Origin of the sequence: Streptomyces sp. NPDC041068, assembly GCF_040647455.1 — a bacterium.
Taxonomy (GTDB): domain Bacteria; phylum Actinomycetota; class Actinomycetes; order Streptomycetales; family Streptomycetaceae; genus Streptomyces.
Genome location: NZ_JBEZCG010000002.1, coordinates 127,870 through 149,868 on the forward strand (window position 1 = coordinate 127,870; position 21,999 = coordinate 149,868).

The following is a 21,999-nucleotide window of genomic DNA, read 5'->3' on the forward strand; positions in this document are numbered from 1 at the left end:
CGGTGCTATTCTGAGGCCTTCTAAATCCGTGGATCCAGCCTTCCTCCGTGACAGAAGGTGACCATGAGCGATACCGCTGTCTCCGGGCGCTCCCTGCCCGACATCGCAGATGCCACCCTGGCGGACCTTCTCTCCGACTCCGATTCGGCCGCAATGGCTGCGCGGTTCCGCACTCTGCTCTCGTACCCCGAAACTCTGCTCTCGTGCCCCGAACCGCCCGCGCGGATGGCTGCGTTCAATTCGGAAATCGGAGACGACGAGTGCTTCCCCGCATCGACCAGTTCATCCTGAAGGTGCACGGCGGCTGCAATCTCTCCTGTGACCACTGCTACGTATACGAACACGCCGACCAGAGCTGGCGGGACAAGCCACGGACAATGAGTCGTGACGTCGTGGCGCAAGCGGCATTCCGTATCGCGGAGCATGTCGGAATTCATCGGCCACCGGTCGTGCGGATCAGTCTGCACGGGGGAGAGCCGCTTCTTCTCGGTGTGAAAAGGCTGCGCGAGATAGCCATGACTCTGCGCGACGTCGTGGGTGGCAGGGTGCGGCTCAGCCTGCACGTCCAGAGCAACGGTGTGATGCTCAATGAGAAATTCTGCTCCCTTTTCGACGAATTCGGGGTGCAGGTCGGAATATCGCTCGACGGCGACCGGGTGGCGAACGACCTCCACCGTCGATACGCGAATGGTCGCAGCAGTCATGCGAGGGTTCTCAGGGCTCTCGAACTGCTGAGGCGGCCACATTTCCGTCATCTCTACGGCGGGGTGCTGTGCACAGTCGATCTGGCGAACGACCCGATATCCGTCTACGAAGCACTGCTGGCCGAGTCACCTCCCCGCGTCGACTTCCTGCTGCCGCACGCGACATGGGAGCACCCACCACCCCGGTACGGAGAATCACCGGCCCCCTATGCCACCTGGCTGTGCCGTATCCACGACCGCTGGCTCGCCGACGGCATGCCGGTTCCCATCCGGCTGTTCGACGCTCTGACGGCCGCGTCCCTGGGGGAACCCAGCGGGAGCGAAGCGGTGGGACTCGGACCCGTCGGTCTCGCGGTGGTGGACACCGACGGCTCGTGGGAACAGGCCGATTCCCTGAAGACCGCCTACGCGGGCGCCCCCGCCACCGGCATGACCGTCTTCACCGACAGCGTGGACAGCCTCGTGACCCACCCCGGCATCGCGGCGCGCAACGAGCGCCACGCGCACCTGTGCGCCACCTGCAGGGACTGCCCCGTGGTGCGCACCTGCGGCGGAGGTCTCTACGCCCACCGCTACCGCCGCGGGACCGGCTTCGACAACCCCTCCGTGTACTGCGCCGACCTCCTGGCCCTGTCGGCGCGGATTCCGGCGGCCCAGCTCGCGTGCACGACCGGTTCCCGCGCTGCCGGTCGGGCGCATGTCACCGATCACCTCCCGGAGGGCGCGTTCGACGCGTTCGCGGCCGGTCCGGGGACCGCGGACGGTATCCGTGCGCTCCAGGACATGCAGGTCACACTGACAAAGACCTTGATAGCGGGCGCAGTTGCCCGGCCGGGCAGCCGCTCGGCCCTGGGCGTCGCCGCGTCCGACGGCCTGGACCTGCTGATCGATCTGGAGGGCCGTTGCCCGGACGAGACCCTGGAGGTCCTGCGCTACCCCTTCGTGCAGGCGTGGGCGGACCGGTGCCGATGTTTCATCAGCGGGGTGGAGGCCGAACGGGACAGAGCGCACATCGCCGGCGTCGCCGCTGCCATCGCCTGGCGCGGGGGCGTGACGGCGAGCCTGCCGCTGCCGGTGCGGGCCGGACTGGCCCACCTGCCGGGCGTGGGCGCGTTACGGGTACGGGGTGACGGGCCCACCGCGGGTGTCTCGCTCGGGAAGGCCGTTCTCACCGGTGGCGAGCCGGTCATGACCAGACGGCTGACCGCTTTCCCCCTGCCCGTCGCCGTCGAGGACCTCGACCCGTACCGCGCCGACGGCGGACGGCTCGCTCGCGGACGCCTCTCCGATGCGGAATGGGAGGTGTGGCGGACCGCGCTGGTCGGCGCGGGAAGCGAACTCTCGCGGCTGGTTCCCGCCTACGCCGCGACGCTGAGGGCGGGGCTGCGCGCGGTCGTCCCGCTCCGTGACACGGCGCCGGAACCGGGCGCCTGCCACCAACACCAGGTGGCGAGGCGGGCGTTCGGAGGGGTGGGCTTGCGGTTGCCCTCGGGCCCCGCCCGGGGCGCCGCCGCGGACCCCGCCGCCACCCTGCTGTGCGAGTTCCAGCACGCCAAGCTGTCCGCGGTGCTGGACGCGTACGCGTTCTTCGCGGCCGCGGAAAACGCCCCGACGACTGCCCCGGAGGCAGCGTCGAAGACCACCGCGGAAACCGCCCTGGTGTCCCTGCCGTGGTGGCCCGAACCGCTGCCCGCCCGGCAGGCCCTGCACGCCCTGTACGGCCACGTGGCTCTCGCGGAGCTGTGGCAGGCGCGTTCGGTCCGGAACACGCGCCCGATCGGGCGGGGCGAGCACCGAGATGCCGCCGCGAAGGCCCACCAGCGGTACCTGAACCGGGCGGACATCACCGTGGACACCCTCGCGGCCGAGGTGCCCATGGAACCGGCAGGCCGCCGCTTCGTGGCCGGCCTGCGTGCCACCGTCGACAGGCTGGCATCCACTGCCCGTTCGGGCGCATCGCGTACGTACGAAGGAGCGGGCACAGGCAAGACACGTACCAGCGGCAGGCCTCCCAGGGAAGGCGCATGAGCGCGGACGGCACTCCCCACGCCTTCACAGGACAGGCCACCAACGTCGTCCAGGCCGGGAACATCTACGGCGGCGTGAACAGCGGACACCGCCTCGTGCCGGTGCCGAGGCAACTGCCCCGGGCCGCGACCCACTTCACGGACCGCACCGACGCCTTCGCCAGGCTGACCGAGCTGGCCGCGGCCGAGAACGGCATCGCCGTGATCTCCGGTCCGGCCGGGGTGGGCAAGAGCGCCCTCGCCGTGCACTGGGCGCACGCCAGCCAGGAGTCCTTCCCCGACGGCCAGTTGTACGTGAACCTCTGTGGATACGACCAGCTGGCTCCCCTGCGGCCCGAGGGCGTGCTCCACAGCTTCCTGTTCGCCCTGAACTCGTCGGCCGACTGGGCGGTGGGGGATCTGGACGCCCTGTCGGCGCTCTTCCGCTCCCTGGCCAACGGAAAGCGGCTGCTGGTCGTGGCGGACAACGCACGGAGCGCCGACCAGGTACGCCCCCTGCTCCCGTCGTCGCCGGGCTGCTTCACGCTCGTCACCAGCAGAAACCGGCTGGACAGCCTGACCGCGGTGGACGGGGCCACACCGCTGCGCGTCATGCCGCTGCCCACCCCGGAGGCGGTTCAGCTGTTCCAGCGGCTCTCGGGCCACCAGGACGAGCGGAGTTCGACGCAACTCGTGCTCCGCTGCGGTCGTATGCCGCTCTTCGTCAGGATCGCCGCCGAAAGGGCGAGCGCGGCGACCAGCCTGACAGGGCTGGTCGAGGACCTGACCCGCGACAGTGATCGACTCGAAACGCTTTCCACGCTGGACAGCGGAACGGAGGCCCGCATCGTGTTCTCGTGGTCCTACCAGGGGCTGCCCCCCTCGGTCGGCAGGGCATTCCGGTTGCTCGCCCTCCACGCCGGACCCGACTTCTCCCTCCCGGCGGCCGCCGCGCTGATCGGCCGCCCGGAGAACGAGACCCGTCGCATCCTGGAGACGCTGGGCGCCGTCAACCTGCTCGAGGAACTGGGCGGCAGGCGCTACCGGTATCACGACCTGCTCCGCGACTACGCCCGGGAGCGGGCGGCGGACGAGGAGACGCCCTCGGAGAGGCTGGGCGCGCTGCGCCGGGAGTTCTCCTACTACCTCCGGAGAGTGGACGCCTGCGATCGCGTACTGGCGCCTGAACGGCAGCACGTGCCGCTGGACCGCGGCACGGACCCGGCCGCCGCGCCCTTCCCCGGTCCCGCTCCGGCACTCGCCTGGTGCGATGCCGAACTGCCGAACCTCGTGCGCGCCGTCGACCAGGCCGTCGAGCTCGGCTTCGACGACGTGGCGTGGAAGCTTCCGGTGGCGCTGGTCTACTTCCTCCGTCTGCAGAGGCGCGGCACATACCGGTACGAACTGTGCGCGATCGCGGTCGACGCGGCGCGCAGGGAGAACGACCGATGGGCCGAGACCTGGAGCCTGATCTGCCTCGGAGGGGCCGAATCCGACCTGGAGCGCCACGAGGACGCGCTCGGGCACTTCACCGAGGCGATGCGGATCAGCAGGGACATCGAGGACCGCCACTGGGAGGCCATCAGCATCTACAACCTGGGCTGGACGCTGAGGCTGCTGGGACGGCACGCCGAAGGGCTGGAACGGCAGCGTCAGGCGCTGACGATCCAGCAGGAGACCCGGGACCAGCGGGGCGCTTCGATCACGCTCACCGAGATCGGTGCCCTGGAACTCGCCCTGGGCAGGCCCGACCAGGCGTACATCGAGTTCGAACGGGCCCTCGACGGGGCACGTGCGACGGCCGATCTGCCCACGGAGGCCAAGTCGTTGCACGGGCTCGGCGACGTGTGCCGCGAGGCAGGCCGGGCGAGCGAGGCCATCGAGTGGTACCGCCGGGCCATCGAGGTACGTCAGCGGGTCGGCGACCGCTTCGGGCTGGCCTGCTCGCTCTTCGCGCTGGGCAAACAGCTCGCCGCGGCCGACCGCCCCGCCGAGGCGTCCGAGGCGTTGTCCCAGGCGGTTGTCATCCTCGCCGAACTCCAGGATCCGCTCGTCGAGGACGTCCGGCGCTGTCTTGAGGGCATGGAGGATTCGTCGGACTGAAGTGCGGACTGAAGTGCGGACTGAGCGCGAATCGCGTGTGCTGCGGGGCGCCCGCGACGCGTGCCTCGCGGTGGAAACCTGGGGGTGGTTCGGTAGAGGCCGACGACCCCCGCCCGTGGGACTTCGCGGGATGTGGGAGCGTGAGCAGGTGAGCGAGACGAAGACTGAAACCCTGCAATACCGCTTTGACGGCCCAGAAGATGCCCCTGTCCTGGTCCTTGGTTCCTCCCTCGGCACCACATGGCACATGTGGGACCGGCAGATACCCGAGCTGAGCCGGCACTGGCGGGTGTTCCGCTTCGACATGCCCGGCCACGGCGGGGCGCCCGCGCACCCCTGCGGGTCCGTGGGGGAGCTCGCCGAGCGGCTGCTCGCGACGCTCGACGAGCTGGGGGTGCAGCGCTTCGGGTACGCGGGATGCGCGTTCGGCGGTGCCATAGGCGTCGAGCTCGCCCTCCGGCACCCGCAGCGCGTCGCCTCGCTGGCGCTGATCTCCGCCTCGCCGCGGTTCGGCACCGCCGACGAGTTCCGCCAGCGGGGCGTCATCGTGCGCAGCAATGGTCTCGATCCCATCGCGCGCTCCGCCCCCGAGCGCTGGTTCACGCCCGGCTTCGCCGCGGCGCAGCCCGCGATCACCGACTGGGCCGTGCAGATGGTGCGCACCACCGACCCGGGCTGCTACATCGCCGCCTGCGAGGCGCTCGCCGCCTTCGACGTCCGCGCCGAGCTCGGCAGGGTCGGGGTGCCGACGCTGGTGCTCGTGGGGTCCGAGGACCAGGTCACCGGGCAGGGCGAGGCCCGCACCCTCGTCGCGGGCATCCCCGATGCGCGGCTCGCCGTCGTGCCCGGCGCCTCGCACCTCGCGCCCGTCGAGCAGCCCGTCGCGGTCACCGATCTCCTCGTACGCCACTTCTCGTCCGCCTGGCAGGCCACGGGCGACACGATGGCGGGGCAGTCCGCCATCACCGCGCCGCCCGTCAAACCGGTCCTCGCCCCGCCGACCGTCGCCCCCATGGCCGAGATCGCCGCCCCCAGGGAGCAGCCCGAGGCCGCAGGGGTCAGGGCCGATCCGTACGACGCCGGGATGAAGGTCCGCCGCGAGGTGCTCGGCGACGCGCATGTCGACCGGGCGCTCGCCTCCGCCGACGACTTCTCCGGGGACTTCCAGGAGCTCGTCACGCGCTACGCCTGGGGCGAGATCTGGAACCGTCCCGGACTGGACCGCCGCTCCCGCAGCTGTGTCACGCTCACCGCGCTCGTCGCCGGCGGTCACCTCGACGAGCTGGCCTTCCACACCCGGGCCGCGCTGCGCAACGGCCTCACCCCGGCCGAGATCAAGGAGGTCCTGCTCCAGGCCGCCGTCTACTGCGGCGTCCCCGCGGCCAACGCCGCGTTCAAGGTCGCGCAGACCGTGATCCGCGAGGAAACCACGCCGCAGGAGTAGCAGGATGGGGGCATGACGACTTCCCCCAGCAACGACCACGGCCCTCGCACGACGTTCACGAAGAAGTCCCACGCGTGCGTGCGTCTCGTCAAGGACGGTCGCACGCTCGTCATCGATCCCGGAGTCTTCAGCGAGGACGACGCCGCGCTCGGTGCCGACGCGATCCTCGTCACGCACGAGCACCCGGACCACTTCGACGAGAACCGGCTGCGGGCCGCCATGGCGGCCCGCCCCGGCGCCGAGATCTGGACCCTGAAGTCCGTCGCGGACCAGATCTCGGCGACCTTCCCCGGGCGCGTGCACACCGTCGGGCACGGCGACACTTTCACGGCCGCGGGCTTCGACGTCCAGGTCCACGGCGAGCTGCACGCCGTCATCCACCCGGACATCCCCCGCATCACCAACGTCGGCTACCTGGTCGACGGTTCGGTCTTCCACCCCGGCGACGCGCTGACCGTGCCCGACCACCCCGTCGAGACGCTGATGCTTCCCGTCATGGCCCCCTGGAACAAGATCTCCGAGGTCATCGACTACGTGCGCGAGATCAAGCCGCGGCGCGCCTACGACATCCACGACGCGCTCCTCACCGACCTCGCCCGGCCGATCTACGACAACCAGATCGGTGCCCTGGGCGGCGCCGAGCACCTGAGGCTGACGCCCGGGGAGTCGGCCGATCTGTGACTGTCAGTGCCGCCCGGTAGGTTGTGAGGCATGCGCATTGCGACCTGGAACGTGAACTCGATCACCGCACGTCTGCCGAGGCTCCTGGCCTGGCTGGAGAGCACCGGCACGGACGTGCTGTGCATCCAGGAGACCAAGACGACGGCCGAGCAGTTCCCCGCCGCCGAGCTCCGCGAGCTGGGCTACGAGTCGGCGGTGAACGCGACAGGTCGGTGGAACGGCGTCGCGCTGGTCTCCAAGGTCGGCCTCGAAGACGTGGTCAAGGGCCTCCCGGGCGGCCCCGCGTACGACGGCGCGGACGAACCCCGCGCCATCTCCGCGACCTGCGGCCCCGTCCGCGTCTGGTCGGTGTACGTGCCCAACGGCCGCGAGGTCGACCACGCCCACTACGCCTACAAGCTCCAGTGGTTCGAGGCCCTGAAGGCCGCCGTCACCGAGGACGCGGCGGGCCCGCGCCCCTTCGCCGTCCTCGGCGACTTCAACGTCGCGCCGACCGACGACGACGTCTGGGACCCCGCCCGCTTCGTCGGCGCCACGCACGTCACCCCGGCCGAGCGCGCCGCCCTCGCGGCCCTGCGCGGGACGGGTCTGACGGACGTCGTCCCGCGCCCCCTCAAGTACGCCCACCCGTTCACCTTCTGGGACTACCGCGAGCTCGGCTTCCCCAAGAACAAGGGCATGCGCATCGACCTCGTCTACGGAAACGAGCCCTTCACGAAGGCCGTCACCGACTCGTACGTGGACCGCGAGGAGCGCAAGGGCAAGGGTGCCTCCGACCACGCGCCGGTCGTGGTGGACCTGGACGTGTGACCCACGGTCTCGGTGAGCACGGCCTCAGGGAGCCAGCTTCCTGAGGTCCACCGACTCCGCCAGCGCCGCGAGCCCCGCGTCGCCCGGATGCAGATGGTCCCCGCTGTCATAGGCGGGCAACATCCGCGCCGGGTGCGCGGGATCCCGCAGCACGGCGTCGAAGTCGAGCACGGCGTCGTAGTCGTCGTTGTCGCGGATGTAGTCGTTGACCGCCCGGCGCCGCGCGTCGGCCGCCGGTGTGCACAGGCTCTCGCCCTCGCACGGCGCGATCGTCGCGGCGACCACCCGCAGCCCCCGCGCGTGGGCGCGGTCCGCGATCTCCCGCAGCCCTGCGATCACCTGGTCCGAACCGGCACCCCAGCGCACGTCGTTGACCCCTTCGAAGACGACGACCGTGCGCACCGATGTCTGGGCCAGGACGTCGCGGTCCAGGCGGTGCAGCGCGCTCACGCCGCCGGTGTCGGTGGAGACGCCGTCGCCCGGGTAGCGGTCGGCGACCACGCGGTTCGCGGAGATGCCCTGGTTGAGCACGCCGTAGCGCGGCACGTCGGACTGGTTCAACAGGCGCGTCGCCAGCACGTCGGGCCAGCGGTGGTTGGCGTCCTGCGTCGACTTCACGCCGTCGGTGATCGAGTCGCCGAGCAGCACCACCGACCCGGGCCCGCCGCCCACGTCGACGCCCGTGAGCAGCGGCCAGGTCGTGATCGTCGAGGTGTACGAGGCGGGGGAGCCGTCCGCCGCGTGGTCGCCGGGGCCGCTGACGTACGAGCGCTGGATGGCCTGGCTGTGCACGGGTGCCGTCGTCACATGGTCGGGCAGATGAAAGCTGACCAGGAGGTTCGCGTCTGCGGGCACGTCGAAGTCGAGGGGATCGCTGAACGCCTGGGCGCCCGCGGGGATCTCGGTGCCGGGAGAGCCCCGGAAGGACAGCCGCCGCGGCTCGCCCCGCGCCGCCGCCCCGGACTCCTGCACCGCCACCGTCGCACTGCCGATCCGCACCGGAGCCGCCGCGAAGGTGTTGTCGAGCCGGATCCGCACCCGCGGCCCGCCCGTGCTCGTGTGCACGACCAGGCGTACGGTCCGGTCGCTCCAGGGGCCCACCGCCGTGTATCCGGCGGTCGACGCCGACCAGGTGCCCGTCCAGCCCTTGGCGGGCGCCCGCACCGACAGCGCGAACACATGCAGGTCGGCGGCGCCGGGATCGCGCGGCAGGTTCACCGAGGCGACCTCGCGCCCCCGGGCGAGCGGCACCGTCACCACGTACAGCCGTGCCTTCTCGGCGAGTTGGCCCCCGGGCGTGTTGATGTGCGGCAGGGCGACGGCCTTCGTGGCCTGCGGGCCCGAGCGCCAGTCCGGCGCGGTGAGGCGGTAGGTGCCGCGCGAGCCGTCGCGATAGCGGACCGTGCCGGTGCCGCTCGCCTCGCCGCCCGTGCCCGCGACGAGGAAGGCCAGGGCGTCGCCGCGGCCGCGCACCCGCACGGACTGGCCGTCGGCGCGCACGTTGTCCGGCGCGCCCGGCGCCGTGCGCGGCCAGGTGAGCCGCGCCCCGTCAACGGCCAGTGGGCGCCCGGGAGTCCAGCCGGCGGCGGACAGGTCACGCGCGGAGAGCGAGCCGCCCGACCCGTCGAAGTCCGCCTCGGCGGGGCGGGCGTCGTCGCTGACCGCGCTGTTGTCGAAGAGCCGCTCCAGGGGGAGCGGCCCGGGTCTGTGCGGGGCCGCGGCCTGGGCCGATGCCACCGGGACGAGGCCCGTGAACAGGGTGAGCACGGCGGCCGTTCCCCAGATGTGTCGGCGCACGACAGACCCCTCCCGCGTGTGGTGATCCGGGTGATGACGACGGATGCGCCATGAAGCTAAGGAGGCGTCGGAGGCGCGTCAATGAGTCGCGCGTGAACTGCGCGCGAACTCGCCCTGACGGGGCGGGGGTTCAGGGGAGGGGATGAGGGGGCAAGGGGCCGAGGGGGCAAGAGGGCGAGGGAGGGCAAGGGGCCGAGGTCCGCGCCGGGTGGCGGGCCGCTCGACTGCCGTCCGCTCAGCGATCGGCCGACACCAGCCCCTTCTCGTACGCGATGATCACCAGCTGCACCCGGTCACGGGCGTCGAGCTTGGCGAGCAGCCGGGTCAGATACGTCTTCGCGGTGGCGACGCTGAGGCAGAGCTCCTCGGCTATCTCGGTGTTCGACAGGCCGCGGCCCACCAGCGTGAGGACCTCGCGCTCGCGGTCCGTGATGCCTGCGACGTGTGCCGCGCCGCGCGAAGGAGCGGACGCGGGGTGCCCGGCGAACTCCCTGATGAGGCGCCGGGTGACGCTCGGCGCGATCAGGCCGTCGCCGGTCGCGACGACGCGCACCGCGGCCAGGATGTCGTCCAGGGCCATGTCCTTGACGAGGAAGCCCGCGGCACCCGCGCGCAGCGCCCCGTACACGTACTCGTCGTCGTCGAACGTGGTCAGCACGACGACGTGCGCGGGGGCCGGGCCCGACGTGATCCGGCGAGTGGCCTCGATGCCGTCCATGCCGGGCATGCGGATGTCCATCACCACGACGTCCGGGCGCAGTTCGGCGCAGCGCAGGACCGCCTCGTCGCCCGTCGAGGCCTCGCCCGCGACCTCGATGTCGGGGGCCTCGGTGATGACCATGCTCAGGGCGGTGCGGACGAGGGGCTGGTCGTCGACGAGCAGGACACGGATCGTCATCGCGCACCCGCCGTGTCGGCACCCGCCGTGTCGGCACCCGCCGTGTCCACACCCGCGGTGTCGGCACCCGCCGTGTCCACCGCCGCGGCCGGAAGCGGCAGTCGCGCGCTCACCCGGAAGCCGCCCCCGGGGCGTGCCTCCGCGCTGAACTCGCCGTGCAGCAGGCTGACTCGCTCGCGCATGCCGATGATGCCGTACCCCGTCCCGTGGCCGGAGCCGGAGGCGTGCCCCGGTCCGCCGTCCTCGATCTCGATGACGATCTCCTCCTCGCGGTGGTCCACGGTCACCGTGCACGACGTGGTGGCCGCGTGCCGCACCACGTTGGTGACCGACTCCTGGATGATGCGGAACGCCGACAGGTCCAAGTCCGTGGGCAGCGGCCGCCGTTCGCCGCGCCACCGCACCTCCACGCGCACCCCCGCGGCCGTCGTCGCCGCGGCGAGCCGGTCCACGTCGGCGAGGCCTGCGGCAGGCCTGAGCGGCGCGGACTCCACCGCGGCGGTTCCGGCCCCGGTGGTTCCGGCCCTGGCCCCGGCGGCCCCGGCGGTGTCCCGCGGCTGCCCGGCGTCGCTCTCGCGCAGCGCGCCGAGGAGCCGGCGCAGCCCGGCCAAGGTCTCCCGGCCCGCCTGCTCCACCGCGATCATCGCCTCGCGCGCCGCGGTCGGCTGGGTCTCGGCGACCCGGGCCGCCGCGCCCGCCTGCAGGGCGATGATGCCGATGCTGTGCGCGACCGTGTCGTGCATCTCCCGCGCGATGCGCAGCCGTTCGGCGGTGACGGCCTGCTCGGCGGCCTGCGCGCCGAGCCGTTCTGCGTAGGCCCGGGTCTGTCGCACGGAGTTGCCCACCAGCCAGGCGACGGCGGCGAGCAGGGTGTAGATCTGCCAGTCCGACCAGCTGCTCTCGATGGAGTGCGGGAGCCGGAACGGCAGCCCGAGCAGCTGCCGCAGGATCGCGAACGCGGGCAGGACACAGAGCGCCAGGGCGAAGGCGACGGCGCGGGACCGGCGCGTCCCGGTCGCCACGATGTAGCACATGGCGATGTCGACGGCCGCGTACTGCAGGAAGGCGATGCCCGTCTCGCCGATCGCCAGCGTCGAGGTGTACGAGGCGACGATCAGCAGCCCGAGGGACGTCAGCGGGCGGCGGCCCAGCAGCCGGCCGCCGTACAGCGCGACGCCCGCTGCGGCGACGACGATCAGCCAGTCCCAGCCGGTGGGGCTCTCCTCGGCGGCCGTCGGCATCAGCGGCGCCCCGGTGTACGCGCGCGCGGCGGAGGCCATCCCCACGCACCAGGACGCGGCGGCCCATGCGCCCGGCGTGGCGTACCTGGACAGGGCGGACGACGGTATGGCTGGCATGCGCCGATCGTAGGCAAGGGGCGCGCACGGAGCATCGGCCCAGGGGTGTACAACCACGGTCGACAGCCGTCCGCCCCAAGTGTCGGCACAGGTCCGACGACGGGTGCGGGCGGTCCGCGGCACCGTGGTCCCGTGATCGAAGTCAACGAACTGACGAAGCGATACGGCACCAAGACCGCCGTCAACGGCCTCAGTTTCCACGTGAGTTCGGGCCTGGTGACCGGCTTCCTCGGCCCGAACGGCGCCGGGAAGTCCACCACCCTGCGCCTGATCCTCGGCCTGGACGCCCCCAGCGGCGGATCCGTCACCGTCGAGGGGCGGCCGTTTTGGGACCGGGCGCGCGGCCTGCGGCACGTCGGCGCGCTCCTGGACGCGGGCGACGTGCACGGCGGCCACACCGCGCGGGCCCATCTGTCCGTCCTGGCCCGAGGCAACCGCATCCCGCGCTCGCGGGTCGACGCGGTCCTCGGCGAGGTCGGCCTCGCGGACGCGGCACGGCGCCGCGTCGGGGGCTTCTCCCTCGGCATGCGTCAGCGCCTCGGGATCGCCGCCGCGCTGCTCGGCGACCCTCCGGTGCTGCTCTTCGACGAGCCCCTCAACGGCCTCGACCCGGAGGGCGTGCAGTGGGTCCGCGGGCTGTTCCGGCGACTGGCGGCCGAGGGGCGCACCGTGTTCGTCTCCAGTCACCTGATGTCCGAAATGGAGCATACCGCCGACCAGTTGGTCGTCATCGGCCGTGGCGAACTCATCGCGGCGGAGGACCTCGCCGCGTTCGCGGCCCGCTCCGGGCGCGCGGCCGTGACGGTACGGACACCCGGCGCCGCCGCGCTGACACGGCTGCTGCGCGCCGAGGGCGCGTCGGTGGCCGCCGAGGCGGACGGACGGCTCGTGGTGACCGGCCTGGACGCGCCGCGCGTCGGCGAACTCGCCCTGCGGCACCGCGTCCTGCTGCACGAACTCACCACGCGCACCGCCTCCTTGGAGGAGGCGTTCATGGAACTGACCGCCGACAGCGTCGAATACCTGGCAGGGGAGCCCCGATGACGTCCACCACGACCGCTCGGGACGCGGGCCGCGCTCCCGCCGGGGCCGCCGCACAGGAGCGCCCCCGCTTCGGAGACCTCCTCGCCGCCGAGTGGCTGAAGCTGTGGGCGCCGCGCTCCACGCTCTGGTCCCTGCTGATCGCCGGGCTCGCGGTCGTCGCCATCAACGCCGGTACGGCGTACGACACGCACCGCTACTGGTCGCGGAACAGCGCCGAGGACGCGGCGGAGTTCATCAGGGCGGGAATCCCGCTGCAGGAGGCCTTCACGGTCAACGCGGTTGTGGTCCTGATGCTCTCGACCGGTGCGATCGGCGCGCTCTGCCTGGTCGCGGAGTACCGGACCGGGCTGATCCGGACGACGTTCGCGGCCGTGCCCGCCCGGCGGTCGCTGATGACCGCCAAGGTCCTGGTGGTCGCCGCCGTCATGACCGGCTTCGGCGCGCTCGTCGCGTGCTGCTCCTTCTGGCTGACCCAGGCGATCCTGTCCACCAAGGGCGTCGGCGTCCCGATCGACCACCCCGGAGCCTGGCATCTGGTCGTCGCCTCCGCGCTGCTCGCACCGGTCTCCGCGCTGGTCGGCATGGCGCTCGGCGCCGTCCTGCGGCACAGCGGCGCCACGCTCGTCTCCTGCTTCGTCCTGCTGCTCCTGCTCCCCATCGCCCTGAGCGACGATCGCTACTGGACGGCCGTCGTCGGCCACGCGATGCCGTACAAGGCGTGGCTGCGCCTGGCCGAGATCAACACCACGGACGCCCTCTATCCGTGGACGTCCACGGGCGCGTGGGGTGTCCTGGCCCTCTGGCCCCTGGCGGCGGCCGCGACCGCCGTGGTCACGGTGGACCGCCGGGACGTGTGAGGGGTGGACCGCCGGGGTGTGTGAGGGCACGCACCACCACCGCGTACGCCCCGATGCCGAGCAGGCCACCGCCCGGGAGCCGCACGCCGCGTGAGGTGTGGAGTGCCTCGACGAGGCCCGACTCCGGGTCGAAGGAGACGTCGGCCAGTGTCCCCGCGGACTCGCCCAGCTCCGTCAACAGGCGCTTGCCGAGCAGGTTCTGGGCCTTGGCCGAGCCCGCGGAGGAGTAGCGGGCCGCCATGGCCGATCCGACCACGACCGCGTCCGGGCCAAGGGCGCTCACGTCCGCCCAGGCCACGACGTCGCCCCTGCCCTTGACGCCGTCCAGGCGGACGGCCGTGATCCGGGCGGCCTCCGGGGCGACGACGACGCCCGCCACGGTGCCGACGCGCGTGGCGTCCGACGCGCTGACGACCGGCCGTCCCACGGTCTCGCTGAGCAGCATCACGGCATCCGCCCCTCACCGGTACCCATGACCTCGGGCCCGTCCTTGCCGTTGTCGCCTTCCTTCTCGGTGAGCCGCTTGCGGCGCACCGCGGCGGCCAGCCCGTCCAGGTCCTCGACGGCACGCTCCATGTCGTGCGCGGGGACCATCAAGGTGTCGCCCGTCATGGCGGGCCGGCTGTCCAACGGCAGGAAGAGCGTGTGCTCATGACGCCCCGTCGACTCGGCGGCGGACATCTCGACGCCGACGATCCGGCCCTCCGCGCCCGCCTCGACCACCACGTCGACCACGGTGCCCACACGCACCCCCTGGTCCGTGAGGACACCGGCCCCGCGGACCAGGCCGCCGGATGCCTCCTCCCCGGAGGCCACGGCGGACCTGTCCTCCAGCGCCTCCGCCGAGGCGATCATCACGGCGTCCACGCCCAGCGCGTACACGCCCGCCCACGGCAGGCTCTTGCGCAGCGGCCCCGAAAGCAGGCCGCGCCCGGCCAGCGTGAACCCGGCGATCCGGCCGCCCGCCGCGTCGAGCACCACGTCCTTGACCTGGGCGACCGCCTCGCCGCCGAGCGTGACCACCGGGCGTTTGGTGAGCCGCGAGGCCCGCATCAGCACATTCATCACACACCCCTCCGGACACTCATCGCGCACCCCTCGGGAAGCTCATCGCACACGCCTCCGGCCGGGCCGCCCGCCGCGCCGCACCACGACCACACCCCCGCCGCGCCGCCGCGCCTGCACCCCGAACACCGCGGCCCCCAGCAGCCCCACCACGACGACCACGGCAACGAACCAGACCCACCACTCCATCGACCGTCCACCTCCCGGTTCGACCCTCGGGCACCCGCGGGTACCCCTCAGGGCCGACCCGTCACCCAGCGGTCGGAGCGCACCCGGGAGTTGAAGGCAGTCGGCACGTGCCGCCCCTCCGCCTCGCCCCTGCGGATGGCGCGTGAGCGTACGGCGTGATTCGCATGATTCCGTGATGAACTGATGCAAGATACATTCTTGGACACACGGAATCCGCGCCCGGCCGCGCATCCGGCGGCGCCCCCGACGGAGAGGCCGATCATGCACATCCCGTTCCTCGACAACTGGCGCAGGCGGCACTCGGCGGCGGAGCGGGCCGAGGAAGGGCTCGCGGCCGTGTTCGCGGAGGATCCCGAAGGCGTGGCCGAACTGCTCTCCGAGTGCGAGCTGCTGCGCTCCCAGGCGAACGCCGCGGGCCTCGAACTCGACGACTCCCCGGCGTCGTTGGCCGCCCTCGACCAGCTCCTGCCGCGCTGGCGCGACGACCCCGAGATGCTGCCCTGGCTCGGCAACGACGCGGGGCTCTACCTGGGCACCGTCGTCGTGCGGACGGTGCCGGGCGCCGCCTGGCACGTGTGGCCGGGCGGCAGCCCGGTCGTGCGGCTGAAGTCGGGCCGGGACATCCCGGTCGTCGAGGCGGGCCTCGACTGGGCGGTGCAGGGGGCGCCCGAGCTGTCCCAGGTCTACGCCGAGGCCTCCGAAACGTAACCGACGCGGTCGTGAACGCAGTCGAAGCGGCCGTAATTGCCTCAAATACGGTTAATGCCCATACGTGCGTGTCGTCCAGTAAGTCCCGTTTTCACGTGGATAGTTTGCGCGGACGTACACAGCTGAGAGTGGGCAGGTCTTGCCATGGCCGTCGATCCGTTGATCGAGCTGCGTGATGTGAACAAGTACTACGGAGAGCTGCATGTCCTCCAGGACATCGACCTCACCGTCGGCAAGGGGGAGGTGGTCGTGGTCATCGGCCCGTCGGGGTCGGGCAAATCAACACTGTGCAGGACGATCAACCGGCTCGAGACCATCCAGTCGGGAGAGATCAGACTCGACGGGCAGCCGCTGCCCGAGGAGGGGAAGGCCCTCGCGAAGCTCCGCGCCGAGGTCGGCATGGTCTTCCAGTCCTTCAACCTCTTCGCGCACAAGACCGTCCTCCAGAACGTCTCGCTCGCGCAGGTCAAGGTACGGGGCCGCAAGAAGGACGAGGCCGACAAGCGCTCCCATGAACTCCTGGAGCGCGTGGGCCTGTCCGCGCACGCCGAGAAGTACCCGGCGCAGCTCTCCGGCGGCCAGCAGCAGCGCGTGGCCATCGCCCGTGCGCTGGCCATGGACCCCAAGGCGCTGCTCTTCGACGAGCCGACGTCGGCCCTCGACCCCGAGATGATCAACGAGGTCCTCGAGGTCATGCAGCAGCTCGCCCGCGACGGCATGACGATGGTCGTCGTCACCCACGAGATGGGCTTCGCCCGTTCCGCGGCCAACCGCGTCGTGTTCATGGCCGACGGCCGCATCGTCGAGGACAGGGCCCCCGAGGACTTCTTCACCCACCCGGAGAGCGAGCGCGCCAGGGACTTCCTCTCCAAGATCCTCAAGCACTGACGGGGGGACGTGCTCATGAAGCGACACACCACGCGTACGACACGTCTGCTCGCGGCGCTCGTCCTCGCCGCCTGCGCCTCCGCGGCCTGCGGCAAGGACGGCAGCCCGCCGACCAAGGGCCCTTCGGCCGAACAGCTGCCCAAGTACCAGGTGGCCACCGGCTTCCAGCTGCCCGACTCCGGGACCTGGAAGAAGGCCAAGAATCGCGGCCGGTTCATCGTGGGCGCCAAGGAGGACCAGCCCTACCTCGGCGAGAAGGACCCCGCGACCGGGACGTACTCCGGCTTCGACATCGAGATCGCCAAGATGATCTCGGCGTCGCTCGGCCTGGACCCCCAGCGGATCGAGTTCAAGACCATCGCGTCGGCGAACCGCGAAACCGCCCTGCAGAACGGGCAGATCGACTACTACGTCGGCACCTACACCATCAACGACAACCGCAAGAAGCTCGTCGGCTTCGGCGGCCCGTACTACATGGCGGGCCAGGGCCTGCTGGTCCGCAAGGACGAGGACGACATCAACGGCCCCCAGGACCTGGACGGCAAGCGCGTCTGCTCCGCGGCCGGGTCGACCCCGTACCAGCGCATCCAGAAGGACTACCCGAAGGCCACGCTCGTCGCGTACGACACGTACTCGGTCTGTGTCGACAACCTGCTGACCTATCAGGTCGACGCCGTCACCACCGACGACGCGATCCTGATCGGCTACGCGGCCAAGGTGCCCGACGAACTCAAGCTGGTCGGCAAGCCGTTCTCCAAGGAGCCGTACGGCATCGGCGTCCCCCGGGGCGACAACGCCCTGCGGTTCGCCATCGACGACGCGCTCGCGGCCCGCGAGAAGGACGGCGACTGGAAGAAGGCCTACGACGCCACGCTCGGCCTCTCCGGGGTCCCGGCGCCGCAGCCGCCCGCCATCGACCGCTACCCGGCGAGCTGAGGAGGCGTCGTGGACGTACTGACAGACAATTTCTCCACGTTCGGCGACGGGTTCCTCGGCACCGTCGAACTCACCGTCTACGCCTCGATCCTGGCGCTCGTGCTCGGCTTCGTCATGGCCTCGTTCCGGGTCGCGCCCGTCGGCTCCTTCCGGGTCTTCGGCACGGTGTGGGTCACGGTCCTGCGCAACACCCCGCTCACGCTGCTCTTCTTCGCGGTGCTGCTCGGGCTTCCGCGCTTCGGCCTGGTGCTGCCCTTCAAGGTGTTCGCCGTGCTCGCGCTCGGCTGCTACACCTCCGCCTTCATCTGCGAGGCGCTCAGGTCGGGCATCAACACCGTGCCCAAGGGGCAGGGCGAGGCGGCGCGCAGCCTCGGCATGACCTTCGGTCAGACCCTGTCGATGGTCGTGCTGCCGCAGGCCTTCCGGTCCGTCATCGCGCCGGTCGGCTCCAACCTCATCGCGCTCGCCAAGAACTCCGCGATCGCCGGCGCGTTCAGCGTCACCGAACTGCTCGGCACCTACAAGACGCTCAGCGAGCTGGGCTACAACATCATCTGGACGTTCGTCTGGATCGCCCTCGGCTACCTCATCATCACCCTCGCCATCAGCGCGATCTTCAATGTCCTCGAGAAGCGCTGGGGAGTCGCCCGATGAAAGCCCTCTCCCACGATTCCACCGCCCTGTACGACATCCCGGGGCCCAAGACCGTGCGGCGGCACAAGCTGTACGGGGTGCTCTCCACGCTCGTGGTGCTCGGGCTCGTCGCGTGGATCCTGTATCTGCTCTTCGACACCGACCAGTTCACCGCCACCAAGTGGACGCCCTTCGAGTACAAGGGCATCCAGGAGCTGCTCCTGCGCGGCCTCGGCAACACGCTCAAGGCCTTCGCGATCGCCGCGGTCCTCTCGCTCGCGCTCGGCGGACTGCTCGCCATGGGGCGGCTCTCCGACCACCGGCCCGTGCGCTGGGTGGCCACGCTCGTCGTGGAGTTCTTCCGCGCGATGCCGGTCCTGGTGATGATCTTCTTCGTCTTCGTGGCACTGAAGGTCCAGCCGTTGCCCGCGCTGGTCGCCGGGCTCACGCTCTACAACGGCTCCGTGCTCGCCGAGGTCTTCCGATCCGGCGTCAATTCCGTGGAGAGGGGGCAGCGGGAGGCGGCGTACGCGCTCGGCATGCGCAAGACACAGGTCATGGGACACGTCCTCGTACCGCAGGCCGTTCGCGCCATGTTGCCCGCCATCATCAGCCAGTTGGTGGTGGCCTTGAAGGACACGTCGCTCGGTTATCTGATCACTTATGAGGAGTTCCTCCACGCCGGGAAGCTCATCGCGTCGAATCTCGACTACGATTTGCCCTTCATCCCCGTGGTCATGGTGATCTCACCGATCTACATCGGGATGTGCATGTTGCTGTCGTGGTTCGCCCAGTGGGTGTCCAAGCGTCAGCGGCGCAATCCCAAGACCGAGGCCGCGGAAGTCGCCCCGGCCGAACCAGGGACGCTGCTGCCGGGAGCGCAGTAGCTGAAAGGGCCAGGCCCACCCGGCAGCAGCCGGAGATCACTGCTCGCGCAGGGGGACGGACACGTACGACGGGTCTGCCTGTGGCGAGGAGAAGGTCAGCTGCGCGCCGGACGGGTTGTGCTCGATGTAGAGCGGGTCGACCGTGTCGACCACCAGGGCGAGCTTGTGTCCTGCCGGTACGTCGTAGGCCGTGGAGAACAGTTCCAGGTCCACGCCGAACGGCTTGCCGGGCGTTTTGCCGTGGAAGGTGTACGGCGCGTTGCTGACCAGCTTGCCGAGGCCGAGCGGGCCCACGTCGTAGAGGTACGCGACGAGGGTGCCGCTCTCCTTGGTACTGGTGAGCGTCGTGTGCAGCTCGGCCGTCCCGCGCACCCGCTGGGGCGTCGTATACGTCTCCGACTGCCACACGCCCGTGTAGCGGCGCGGGAGCAGCGGCACCGAGGCCATCGGGGGGATCTTGAGGAACTGGTCGAGGGCGTTCGAGAGGATGGCGATGCCGCCGTTGGCGCCCGAGTCGACGTTGGTGCGGATCGTGGTGGTGCCGGACATGGCGATCTTCTTCTGGGTGGGGCCCACCGACTTCCAGTCCGGGTAGCCCTCGTAGTCGCCTGTGGACCGGGACTTGAGCTGGACCGGCTGTTCCTTGTCGATGCCGTTGTCCTGGCCCTTGAGGTAGCGGTCGAACCACCGCTGGGTGTTCGTCCAGGTGTCGTTGGGCAGGCCGAGCAGGCCGGTCGCCTCCGCCGTCGCGTGGTCGCCGGGGCGGAACTCCAGGCGCTTGGGTCCGGTCAGACGCTCGTAGAACTTCGCGTACTGGTTCGGCGGGAAGAGGGTGTCGCCCCAGGCGTTGCCGAGCATGATGGCCGCGCCGTTCTTGTTGATCCGGTCGAGGTAGGTCGCGGCGGAGCGCTTCTTGCCCCACGCGATCATCTCGTCCTCCTTGTCCAGGTTGGACCCGAGGAAGTCCTTGAGGGTCTGCTGGAGTTCGGCGCTGGGGCGTCCTGTGAGGGCGCCCAGGCCGCCGAGCAGGGTGGCGGCCTGGGAGTGCTGGGTGCGGCCGCTGTAGATCGAGTCGATGAGGTCGGCCCAGCCGCTCATCGCGGCGACGGCCTTGATCCGCTTGTCGTGTCCCGCGGCGAGCAGGCTGATGCCCGCGCCGTAGGAGACGCCCGCCATGCCGATCCTCTTCGGGTCGGCCGGGGTGTTCTTCAGGGTCCAGTCGATGACCTTGGAGGCGTCCGCGATGTCCTCGGGGCCCGCGGTCTCGATCTTGCCGCCGGACTGCCAGAAGCCGCGGGAGTTGTAACTGACCACGACATAGCCGGAGTTGGCGAGCTTCTGGGCCTGCGCCACGTACTCGATCTGGGGCATGGCCCAGCTGGTGGGCAGGACGATCGCCGGGTAGGCGGCGCCGGACTTCGCGTCCTTCGGGGTGAAGACGTTCGCCTTGAGGATCGTGCCGCCGTCGCCGGGAATGTCGACGAAGCGTACGGCGGTGGAGCTCGCGGCCCGCGGCGCGGCGGCCGGTGCCGCCTGCGCCGCCGGGGCCGGACCGAGGGCGGCGCCGGCGACGAGGCTCGCGGAGACGGCGCCCACGGCGGTGGTGCGCAGGGCACGGTGCGGGTGGCTCACGGGTCACTTCCTCACTCGTTGAAAGTGCAAAGTGACCCGACGGTAACCGTGATCCTTTACCGGAGGTAACCCGTCGGTAAGTTACGCCCCGGTAACGATAGTTGAATGTCCTGTGTTCCGCTTGTGGTTACTTCAGTGCGCTCTTGGCCTGCCAGTCGGACCAGGAGATGTTCCACTCGCCGTAGCCGTTGCCGGGATCCGGGACGCCCTTCGAGCCACTCCCCGTGACCTCGAAGGGGTCGCCTATCTGGACCTGGCCGTAGAGCCAGCCCGCGTCGCCGTCGCTCATGCCGACGCAGCCGGAGCTGTGGTTGGTGTTGCCGAAGTACGAGGCGTTCCACGGGGCCGCGTGCGCGTACATGCCCGACCAGGTCAGGCGCATCGAGTAGTCGACCATCTTGTCGTAGGCGTCGCCGAGGCCGACGGTCTCGGAGCGCATGTTGATCGTGCCCTCCTTCGACATCAGGACGGACGTGCCGCCCCAGGAGGCCTTCTCGCCGCCCGGTGTGCCGGCCGACATCGGCAGCGACTTGAGGGTCTTGCCGTCGCGCACCAGCGTCGCCGTCTTGCTGTCCAGGTTCACCTTGACGACCTGGTTCTTGCCGACGGTGAAGTTCGTGGAGTAGTCGCGGACGAACCAGTCGTCGCCGCCCGAGTCGATGCCGTTGAGCTGTGCGTCCAGCTTCACCTTCGTGCCGGACTTCCAGTACTCCTTGGGGCGCCAGTCGACGCGGTCCTTGCCGTCGTAGTTCTTGATCCAGCCCCAGGACCCTGTCGTGTTGTTCGAGGTCGTCACCTTGAGGTGCTTCTCGACCTCGGCCTTGTTGCGCACCGGGTTGTCGAAGGTGATCGACAGGGGCTGGGCGACGCCGACGGTGGTGTTCTTGCCCGGGGCGAGCGTCACCTTGTTGACCTTGGCGGGGGCGGCCGTCCTGAACGACGACTTGGCGCTGCCGCCCCCGTCCGTGGTGGCCTCGACCCGGTAGGCGGTGCCGGGCGCCGCCTTGCGCTGCGAGGTCCAGGTGGTGCCGTTCGCCGAGACCCTGCCGGGCAGCTTCGCGCCCTTGTCGTCGGCGACCGTGACCTGCTTCAGCTTGCCGTCGGCCAGGCTGACCTTCACGGGCTCGCCGGCCTTGGCCTGCTGTCCCGTGAGGTTCACGGAGATCTTCGGCTTCTCGGCGGCCTTGTCGTCGCCCGATCCGTCACTGCCGCCCGAACAGGCGCTCAGAGCGGCGGCAAGGACCGCGACTCCCGCGGTCACCGCGTGACGGGTGCGAAGGGGGCGTCGGCGGCTCGAAGAGCGCTGCGGCGTCAAGGAAACGTACCTCCGTGCGAATGTGGACTGCACGGAGAGAGTCC

Annotated in this window: 20 protein-coding genes; 12 read left to right on the top strand and 8 right to left on the bottom strand. The window is 70.8% G+C overall.

Features of this window, described 5'->3' with window-relative positions:
* Positions 1-293: 293 nt before the first annotated feature.
* The 5 genes from AB0B50_RS04370 (at position 294) to AB0B50_RS04390 (ending at position 7,748) form a co-directional block, all read left to right on the top strand.
* On the top strand, positions 294-2,732 hold the full coding sequence (locus tag AB0B50_RS04370) for an FxsB family cyclophane-forming radical SAM/SPASM peptide maturase (RefSeq protein WP_362326775.1): 2,439 nt from the start codon (positions 294-296) through the stop codon (positions 2,730-2,732).
* A complete protein-coding gene (locus tag AB0B50_RS04375) occupies positions 2,729-4,813 on the top strand; it encodes a tetratricopeptide repeat protein (RefSeq protein WP_362325397.1) in 2,085 nt (694 codons plus the stop codon). The genes AB0B50_RS04370 and AB0B50_RS04375 overlap by 4 nt, the downstream gene beginning before the upstream one ends.
* Positions 4,814-4,961: 148 nt before the next feature.
* Complete coding sequence (gene pcaC / locus AB0B50_RS04380) at positions 4,962-6,257, top strand: 4-carboxymuconolactone decarboxylase (protein WP_362325399.1); 1,296 nt, start codon at positions 4,962-4,964, stop codon at positions 6,255-6,257.
* Positions 6,258-6,269: 12 nt separating this feature from the next.
* The gene (locus AB0B50_RS04385) at positions 6,270-6,938 is read left to right on the top strand and encodes an MBL fold metallo-hydrolase (protein WP_362325402.1); all 669 of its coding nucleotides are present in this window, start codon (positions 6,270-6,272) and stop codon (positions 6,936-6,938) included.
* Between the two features lie 30 nt (positions 6,939-6,968).
* Positions 6,969-7,748 (top strand): exodeoxyribonuclease III, encoded by a 780-nt coding sequence (locus tag AB0B50_RS04390; RefSeq protein ID WP_362325405.1) that lies wholly within the window; start codon positions 6,969-6,971, stop codon positions 7,746-7,748.
* Between the two features lie 24 nt (positions 7,749-7,772).
* Here the strand turns inward: AB0B50_RS04390 and AB0B50_RS04395 are convergent, their stop codons facing one another.
* The 3 genes from AB0B50_RS04395 to AB0B50_RS04405 all read right to left on the bottom strand — a co-directional run bounded on the left by AB0B50_RS04395 (position 7,773) and on the right by AB0B50_RS04405 (position 11,801).
* Positions 7,773-9,545 (bottom strand): SGNH/GDSL hydrolase family protein, encoded by a 1,773-nt coding sequence (locus AB0B50_RS04395; RefSeq protein WP_362325408.1) that lies wholly within the window; start codon positions 9,543-9,545, stop codon positions 7,773-7,775.
* Between the two features lie 235 nt (positions 9,546-9,780).
* Entirely contained in the window at positions 9,781-10,443 is a 663-nt protein-coding gene (locus AB0B50_RS04400) for a response regulator transcription factor (RefSeq protein ID WP_362325411.1), read from the bottom strand.
* Positions 10,440-11,801, bottom strand: a complete 1,362-nt coding sequence (locus tag AB0B50_RS04405; RefSeq protein WP_362325414.1) for a histidine kinase — start codon at positions 11,799-11,801, stop codon at positions 10,440-10,442. The genes AB0B50_RS04400 and AB0B50_RS04405 overlap by 4 nt, the downstream gene beginning before the upstream one ends.
* 132 nt (positions 11,802-11,933) lie before the next feature.
* Here AB0B50_RS04405 and AB0B50_RS04410 point away from each other — a divergent pair, with 132 nt between their 5' ends.
* Positions 11,934-12,845 carry an ATP-binding cassette domain-containing protein gene (locus tag AB0B50_RS04410; protein WP_362325417.1) on the top strand — a complete coding sequence of 304 codons (912 nt, stop codon included), beginning with the start codon at positions 11,934-11,936 and terminating at the stop codon, positions 12,843-12,845.
* The gene (locus AB0B50_RS04415) at positions 12,842-13,702 is read left to right on the top strand and encodes an ABC transporter permease (protein WP_362325420.1); all 861 of its coding nucleotides are present in this window, start codon (positions 12,842-12,844) and stop codon (positions 13,700-13,702) included. The genes AB0B50_RS04410 and AB0B50_RS04415 overlap by 4 nt, the downstream gene beginning before the upstream one ends.
* Here the strand turns inward: AB0B50_RS04415 and AB0B50_RS04420 are convergent.
* From AB0B50_RS04420 to AB0B50_RS04430, 3 genes are read right to left on the bottom strand one after another with little or no spacing between them, the layout of a single operon-like run.
* The gene (locus tag AB0B50_RS04420) at positions 13,677-14,147 is read right to left on the bottom strand and encodes a hypothetical protein (protein WP_362326778.1); all 471 of its coding nucleotides are present in this window, start codon (positions 14,145-14,147) and stop codon (positions 13,677-13,679) included. The genes AB0B50_RS04415 and AB0B50_RS04420 overlap by 26 nt on opposite strands.
* Positions 14,147-14,767 carry a PRC-barrel domain-containing protein gene (locus AB0B50_RS04425; RefSeq protein ID WP_362325423.1) on the bottom strand — a complete coding sequence of 207 codons (621 nt, stop codon included), beginning with the start codon at positions 14,765-14,767 and terminating at the stop codon, positions 14,147-14,149. Before AB0B50_RS04425 ends, AB0B50_RS04420 begins: the two co-directional genes overlap by 1 nt.
* A gap of 42 nt (positions 14,768-14,809) precedes the next feature.
* A complete protein-coding gene (locus AB0B50_RS04430) occupies positions 14,810-14,956 on the bottom strand; it encodes a hypothetical protein (protein WP_362325425.1) in 147 nt (48 codons plus the stop codon).
* Positions 14,957-15,217: 261 nt separating this feature from the next.
* On the opposite strand from AB0B50_RS04430, the gene AB0B50_RS04435 reads away from it, so the two are divergent.
* From AB0B50_RS04435 to AB0B50_RS04455, 5 genes are all read left to right on the top strand, one after another.
* The gene (locus AB0B50_RS04435) at positions 15,218-15,664 is read left to right on the top strand and encodes a DUF6278 family protein (RefSeq protein WP_362325428.1); all 447 of its coding nucleotides are present in this window, start codon (positions 15,218-15,220) and stop codon (positions 15,662-15,664) included.
* A 144-nt stretch (positions 15,665-15,808) separates the two neighbouring features.
* Positions 15,809-16,552 (top strand): amino acid ABC transporter ATP-binding protein, encoded by a 744-nt coding sequence (locus tag AB0B50_RS04440; protein WP_362325431.1) that lies wholly within the window; start codon positions 15,809-15,811, stop codon positions 16,550-16,552.
* 15 nt (positions 16,553-16,567) lie between these two features.
* Positions 16,568-17,488 (top strand): glutamate ABC transporter substrate-binding protein, encoded by a 921-nt coding sequence (locus AB0B50_RS04445; RefSeq protein ID WP_362325434.1) that lies wholly within the window; start codon positions 16,568-16,570, stop codon positions 17,486-17,488.
* Between the two features lie 9 nt (positions 17,489-17,497).
* Positions 17,498-18,142 (top strand): amino acid ABC transporter permease, encoded by a 645-nt coding sequence (locus AB0B50_RS04450; protein ID WP_055697800.1) that lies wholly within the window; start codon positions 17,498-17,500, stop codon positions 18,140-18,142.
* On the top strand, positions 18,139-19,008 hold the full coding sequence (locus AB0B50_RS04455) for an amino acid ABC transporter permease (protein WP_362325437.1): 870 nt from the start codon (positions 18,139-18,141) through the stop codon (positions 19,006-19,008). Before AB0B50_RS04450 ends, AB0B50_RS04455 begins: the two co-directional genes overlap by 4 nt.
* Positions 19,009-19,044: 36 nt before the next feature.
* On the opposite strand, the gene AB0B50_RS04460 is transcribed toward AB0B50_RS04455, so the two are convergent.
* On the bottom strand, positions 19,045-20,640 hold the full coding sequence (locus tag AB0B50_RS04460) for a CocE/NonD family hydrolase (RefSeq protein WP_362325440.1): 1,596 nt from the start codon (positions 20,638-20,640) through the stop codon (positions 19,045-19,047).
* 127 nt (positions 20,641-20,767) lie between these two features.
* Positions 20,768-21,901, bottom strand: a complete 1,134-nt coding sequence (locus tag AB0B50_RS04465) for an Ig-like domain-containing protein (protein WP_362325443.1) — start codon at positions 21,899-21,901, stop codon at positions 20,768-20,770.
* Between the last annotated feature and the right edge of the window lie 98 nt (positions 21,902-21,999).